This window comes from Streptomyces sudanensis (assembly GCF_023614315.1).
Lineage (GTDB): Bacteria > Actinomycetota > Actinomycetes > Streptomycetales > Streptomycetaceae > Streptomyces > Streptomyces sudanensis.
The window spans coordinates 1,048,287-1,054,246 of the sequence record NZ_CP095474.1 but is presented as its reverse complement, the minus strand read 5'-3'; the positions used below and the strand labels follow the sequence as shown (position 1 = coordinate 1,054,246).

The following is a 5,960-nucleotide window of genomic DNA, read 5'->3' as shown; positions in this document are numbered from 1 at the left end:
CCGGATTCAGNNNNGGCCGGTGGGGCCGGTCGGGGCCGTTCCCTGCTCGGTCTTCTCCTCCTCCGTCTTCTCCTCCGTCTTCTCCTCACCGGACGGCGGCGGGGTGGTGGACGCGTTCGACCCGTCGGACGGGGCCTGCTCGGTGGTCTTCGTGTCCTCGTCGGAGGGGGCCTGCGACGACTCCGTCGCCGACGGCGTGGGGACCGTCGCGTAGGCGGCCGGGGCCATGAGGAACGCGGCGGGCGTGATGACGGCGGTCGCGGCGGCGACGGCCATGGCACGGCGAAGCTTCAAGTCGAGACCTCGTGGTCTGAGGCGTACCGCCGGACGCGGTACGGGGGTGTGGTGGGCCCGCGCCGCCACGTGGGGAGGGCGGGGCCGTGGGTTTCGCATGCATGACTCGCGGCAACCAGGGTTGGTTGCCCTGGAACCCGCGACTCCTTCATGTGTTCTGCGTCACGCAGTCTTCCCCCCCCGCTCCCGCTGCCAGCTCCGGTGGCGCGCCGGATGCCCGCGGACGGGACGCCTCCCGGTCGCGGCCCCGGAGCCGGACACGGGCCCCGGGGCGGCCGGGTGCGGGTGCGGGTGCGGCGCGGTGTCCCGTACGGGCCGACCGGGCACGGGCGCGGGCCCGGTTCCCCGGACCGCACGGAAGGGGCGGCCCCGCGCGGGCGCACGCCCAGGAGCGGAATGAACCTACTCGCGGGTCCACTCTCCGGCGGCCCCGCGCGGGCGCACGCCCAGAGCTCCTGCCGAGGCCCCCGGTCGCCGCCCGGGCGGGCCCCACCCGAGCCCACGCCCATCGGCGGACGTCGAGCCGTGCGAGCACGTACTGGGGCGGCCCCGCCGGGGCGCACGTCCAGGGGCGGACATCGAGCCGTGCGAGCACGTACTGGGGCGGCCCCGCCGGGGCGCACGTCCATGTCGGTTTTCCGCCGGACGGCGATCCGGCCCGCTGGTTGTCTGAGGAGCATGTCCCACGCCGAGAAGTCCTCAGCCTTCCGTTCGCTCCACACCCCGGCCCGCCCCCTCGCGCTCGCCAACGTCTGGGACGTCGCGAGCGCCCGCGTCGTGGAGGCCGCGGGCGCGCCCGCGATCGCCACCACCAGCGCCGGCCTCGCCTGGGCACTCGGCGCCCCCGACGGGGACCGCGTCTGCCCGGACCTGGTCCAGGACGTCGTCGCCCGCATCGCGGCGGCGGTCGCCGTCCCGGTGACCGTCGACATCGAGGGCGGCTACGGGCAGTACCCGGCGGATGTCGGGGAGACCGTCGCCAGGATGCTGGAGGCGGGCGCGGTGGGCGTCAACATCGAGGACGGCACCCGCCCGCCGGACGCCCTCGCCGAGCGGCTCGCCGCCGCCCGGAGCGCGGCGCGGAAGGCCGGCGCCGACGTGTTCGTCAACGCCCGCGTCGACACCTACCTGCTCGGACTGGGAGACCCCGCCACCAGGCTCCGGGACACGCTGGAGCGGGCGCGCTCCTACGCCGGCGCCGGCGCGGACGGGATCTTCGTCCCCGGCGTCACCGACCCCGACGTCATCCGGGAGCTGGCCGAGGGCCTCACCGTCCCCCTCAACATCATGGCCGGCCCGGGCGCGCCGCCGGTGGACGAACTGGGCGCCCTGGGCGTGGCCCGTGTCAGCCTCGGCTCGGGCGTGGCACAGGCCGCCTACGCCGCGGTACGGCGCGCCGCGCTCGAACTGCACGGCGCCGGCGGCTACGACTCCCTCCGGGACTCCCTCGACTACCCGGAACTCGACGGCCTGTTCACCACGGGCCGCTGACGGCGCCCGGCGGCACACCCCGAAACCCCGGCGACGGCATCCCGGCCGGGACCGCGGCACCGCCCGGCCTCCGGTCCCGGCACCGCGACGACATGCGCACCGCTCCGTGGCAGGGCGCCGATCGGGCCCCGCCTGCACAGGTCGCCCGCCGGGGCGGCGACCGGGGCCGACACCCACGCGGTACGAGAAGGCCGCTGGCGCGCCCACGCGGGAGCGGGGCGCCGTGCGGCAACCCGCCGGACGGCCCCGCCCGAGGCGACGACGTGCGCGGGCCTCGCACACTCGCGGCACGTCGATACCGCCGTACACCGCGATCCGCCGTGCACCCCGGCCCGCCACGCCCGATCCGGCTCACGGGGCGCCCGGACGGCGCCCCGCGCGTCGCCGGGCCGGGACCTCCGCCCCCGCCCGTACCGAGCACGGAGGACGGCGGGGAAGCCGAAGGGCCGAGGACNCCGGGGCGGCGCGCCCGGCACCCGCGGGGCCCGGCACCGTACGTACGCCCGGCCCCCCGGCCCGGCCCCGTACGCCCGGTGCCCGTGCGCCCGGCCCGGTGCGCGCGGCCGCCCCGGCACGCGCACGAGGCGGCCGGCCCCGGGCGTCCCCGGAGCCGGCCGCCCCTCGGGGTGACCGCACTGCTGTCCCCTGCCGTCCGGTCACCTACGCCGGAGCGTGGTCCCACGGCGCACACGCGATGCGCCACACCCACCGGCGAAGTCACGCGCTGGCGCGGACACCAGGACCAACGACCCGGCGTGACCCGGGTCACGAGCCGTACGGGTGAGAGGCGCCCGGCCCCGGACGCATCCCGCCCCGGACGCATCCCGCCCCGGACGCACCCCGCTCCGGGGAGCACCCGCCCCGGACGCGCCCGGGTCCGGTCCGGCCCGCTCCGGCCGCACCCGCCTCCGGGCGTGCCCCGGCCCGGCAGGTGCCCGCCCACGGAGGTGACGCACTCCGGTCGTTTCCGCCCCCCGGACGCGCCCCGTGTCAGACGCGGCCCCGGCACAGCTCCAGCACCGTCATGGCCAGCGCCGTGCCCGGCTTGCCCAGGGCGTCCCGGTAGTGGGCCAGCACCTCCATCTCGCGCGCCAGGTTCACCCGCCGGCCGCCGGAGCCGATGCGGGCCTCCTGGATCACGGCCGAGACGGCCATGCGCTCCTGGATGAGGCCGATGATCCGGTCGTCGAGGGCGTCGATGCGCTCACGGGCGCCGGTGATCAGTTCCGCGGCCTCGTCCGTGCGCGCCCCGGTGGTCTCGGTGGCGGCCCCGGCGGCCCTGGCGGCGGCCCTGGCGGCGGTGCGGGCGGGGGTGTTCGCAGTGGTCATCGGTGGGGCTCCTGGTCTCTCGCGGAGCCCCGGGGCGGCGGTACGGCCCGGTGGGAACGGCAGGCGCCCCGGGCCTTGCCAGCCCGGGGCGCCTGGGAAGTCGCTTGTCAGCAGATGCTCAAGCAGCACGACCACGGCAGCCGGACCAGCCGGTGCCATAGGTAAAGACGAAGGTCGAGTGCGTGCGCATGGCGGCCAGTATGGGCCCGCGGACGGCGCCCCGCCAGCCCGGTCGCCGACCGGTTCGGATGGTGAGACGAAACGGTTGTCGGCCACGCCGGTAGAATTGACTGATACCGACCCCCTCCCACCGCCGGAAGGCCGCCGTAGTGTCATCAGCGACCCCCGCTGCCACCTCGCCCGACGCCAACCCGGACACCGTCCTCGTTGTCGATTTCGGTGCGCAGTACGCCCAGCTCATCGCCCGCCGGGTCCGTGAGGCCCGGGTCTACAGCGAGATCGTCCCCTCGACCATGCCGGTGGCCGAGATGCTCGCGAGGAACCCGCGGGCGATCATCCTCTCCGGCGGCCCCTCCTCCGTGTACGAGGAGGGCGCCCCCCGCCTCGACCGCGAGATCTTCGAGGCCGGCGTCCCCGTCTTCGGCATGTGCTACGGCTTCCAGCTGATGGCGACGACCCTCGGCGGCACGGTCGACAACACCGGCGCCCGCGAGTACGGCCGTACGCCGCTGCACGTCAGCAGGAGCGGATCGACCCTGTTCGAGGGCACCCCGGACGAGCAGTCGGTGTGGATGTCGCACGGCGACGCCTGCTCCGCCGCCCCCGAGGGCTTCACCGTCACCGCGTCCACGGACGTCGTACCGGTCGCCGCCTTCGAGAACGACGAGAAGAAGCTGTACGGCGTGCAGTACCACCCCGAGGTGATGCACTCCACGCACGGCCAGCAGATCCTGGAGCACTTCCTCTACCGCGGCGCCGGCATCGAGCCCTCCTGGACGACCGGGAACGTCATCGAGGAGCAGGTCGCGGCCATCCGCGAGCAGGTCGGGGACAAGCGGGCCATCTGCGGCCTGTCCGGCGGCGTCGACTCCGCCGTGGCCGCCGCGCTCGTCCAGCGGGCCATCGGCTCCCAGCTGACCTGCGTGTACGTCGACCACGGCCTGATGCGCCAGGGCGAGACCGAGCAGGTCGAGAAGGACTTCGTCGCCGCGACCGGCGTCGAGCTGAAGGTCGTCGACGCGCAGGAGCGGTTCCTGAACGCGCTCGCCGGGGTCACCGACCCCGAGGAGAAGCGCAAGATCATCGGCCGTGAGTTCATCCGCGTCTTCGAGCAGGCGCAGGCCGAGATCATCGCGGAGGCCTCGGGCGACCAGCCCGTCGAGTTCCTGGTGCAGGGCACGCTCTACCCGGACGTGGTGGAGTCCGGTGGCGGTACGGGCGCGGCCAACATCAAGTCCCACCACAACGTCGGCGGCCTCCCCGAGGACCTCGAGTTCAAGCTGATCGAACCGCTGCGGAAGCTGTTCAAGGACGAGGTCCGCATGGTCGGCCAGGAGCTCGGCCTGCCGGAGGAGATCGTCCAGCGGCAGCCGTTCCCCGGCCCCGGCCTCGGCATCCGGATCGTCGGCGAGGTCACCAGGGAGCGCCTGGACCTGCTGCGCCACGCCGACGCCATCGCCCGCGAGGAGCTGACGGCGGCCGGTCTGGACCGCGAGATCTGGCAGTGCCCGGTCGTGCTGCTCGCCGACGTGCGGTCGGTGGGCGTCCAGGGCGACGGCCGCACCTACGGCCACCCGATCGTGCTGCGCCCGGTGTCGTCCGAGGACGCCATGACGGCGGACTGGACGCGCATGCCGTACGACGTGCTGGCGCGCATCTCGACGCGGATCACCAACGAGGTGAAGGACGTCAACCGCGTCGTCCTCGACGTCACCAGCAAGCCCCCGGGCACCATCGAGTGGGAGTGACCCCGCCGTCCCCGGACCGTCCGGGGGCGCCGGAGTGACCCGACGCGGCCCGCGGAGCCGCCGTCCACCGCGGTGGACGGCGGCTCCGCCGCTTCCCGGGGGCGTTCCACCGGGGTCGTTCCCCACCGGTCCTACCGGGTCCGTCCTCCGCCGGCACCGTCCTCCGCCGGCATCGTCCTCCGTCGGCATCGTCCACCCTCGGTGACGGCGCTAGGCGGTCCGTGCCCCCGGACCCCGGGCAGACGGGTCGGGCCTTTCGTGCCGGGCCGGGCGGAGGGGGCTCACTGCTCGGGCTTCAGCATCATCAACTTGTGGGGTTCCGGGAAGGGGACGAAGCCGACCCTCTCGTAGACCTCGTGCGCGTCGAGGGTGGACAGGATCACCCGCTTGAGCCGGTAGGGGGCCAGGTGGTCGCGGACCGCGCCGGCCAGCCAGGTCCCGATCCCCGCCCCGCGGTGTGCGGGGGCGACGTAGACGTCGCACAGCCAGGCGAAGGTCGCGAGGTCGGTGACGACGCGGGCGTAGGCGACCTGGGGTCCGTCCGGGTGGTAGACGCCGAAGTTGAGGGACGCGCGGACGGACTGCTCCACCGTCTCGCGGCTGCGGCCCAGCGCCCAGAACGCGTCGGTCGACAGCCAGTGGTGCACCAGGCCGATGTCGAGGCGGTCCGGAGCGGTGTCGATCTCGTATCCGTCTTCCCTGCGAACGATCACGGTCGGGCATGGTAGTTCCGGGTGGTACCGCCCGGAAGGGCGCGTCGGACGGCTCCGGCCGTCTTCGGCCGGTGCGCGGACGCCGGCCGAGGGAGGCGGAGACGGTTCCGGTCACGGGNGNNGGGNGNCNNNCNNNTNNACNCTTCTGACGACCCTNCNTNGNNNTAGACCTCTGAAGGTTATATCGAGGATGACGTCGGATCAT

4 protein-coding genes and 1 pseudogene are annotated in these 5,960 nt (G+C 74.8%); 2 read left to right on the top strand and 3 right to left on the bottom strand.

Translation table 11 applies throughout. The features are described from left to right. Window positions 1-14: 14 nt before the first annotated feature. A pseudogene (locus tag MW084_RS04710) lies at window positions 15-294 on the bottom strand (hypothetical protein); the annotation flags it as partial. 678 nt (window positions 295-972) lie between these two features. Between MW084_RS04710 and MW084_RS04705 the strand changes: the two are divergent. Beyond that, the gene (locus MW084_RS04705; RefSeq protein WP_010470807.1) at window positions 973-1,785 is read left to right on the top strand and encodes an isocitrate lyase/PEP mutase family protein; all 813 of its coding nucleotides are present in this window, start codon (window positions 973-975) and stop codon (window positions 1,783-1,785) included. Window positions 1,786-2,775: 990 nt separating this feature from the next. Here the strand turns inward: MW084_RS04705 and MW084_RS04700 are convergent. Beyond that, the gene (locus MW084_RS04700; RefSeq protein WP_010470805.1) at window positions 2,776-3,114 is read right to left on the bottom strand and encodes a chorismate mutase; all 339 of its coding nucleotides are present in this window, start codon (window positions 3,112-3,114) and stop codon (window positions 2,776-2,778) included. 329 nt (window positions 3,115-3,443) lie between these two features. Here MW084_RS04700 and guaA point away from each other — a divergent pair, with 329 nt between their 5' ends. Continuing rightward, complete coding sequence (gene guaA / locus MW084_RS04695; RefSeq protein WP_010470804.1) at window positions 3,444-5,042, top strand: glutamine-hydrolyzing GMP synthase; 1,599 nt, start codon at window positions 3,444-3,446, stop codon at window positions 5,040-5,042. A 281-nt stretch (window positions 5,043-5,323) separates the two neighbouring features. Here the strand turns inward: guaA and MW084_RS04690 are convergent, their stop codons facing one another. Next, the gene (locus tag MW084_RS04690; RefSeq protein ID WP_010470803.1) at window positions 5,324-5,755 is read right to left on the bottom strand and encodes a GNAT family N-acetyltransferase; all 432 of its coding nucleotides are present in this window, start codon (window positions 5,753-5,755) and stop codon (window positions 5,324-5,326) included. Window positions 5,756-5,960: the final 205 nt, after the last annotated feature.

Coding starts and splice junctions, on each gene's coding strand:
- MW084_RS04700 (WP_010470805.1), bottom strand. CDS start 3,114: ATGACCACTGCGAACACCCCCGCCCGCACCGCCGCCAGGGCCGCCGCC.
- MW084_RS04705 (WP_010470807.1), top strand. CDS start 973: ATGTCCCACGCCGAGAAGTCCTCAGCCTTCCGTTCGCTCCACACCCCG.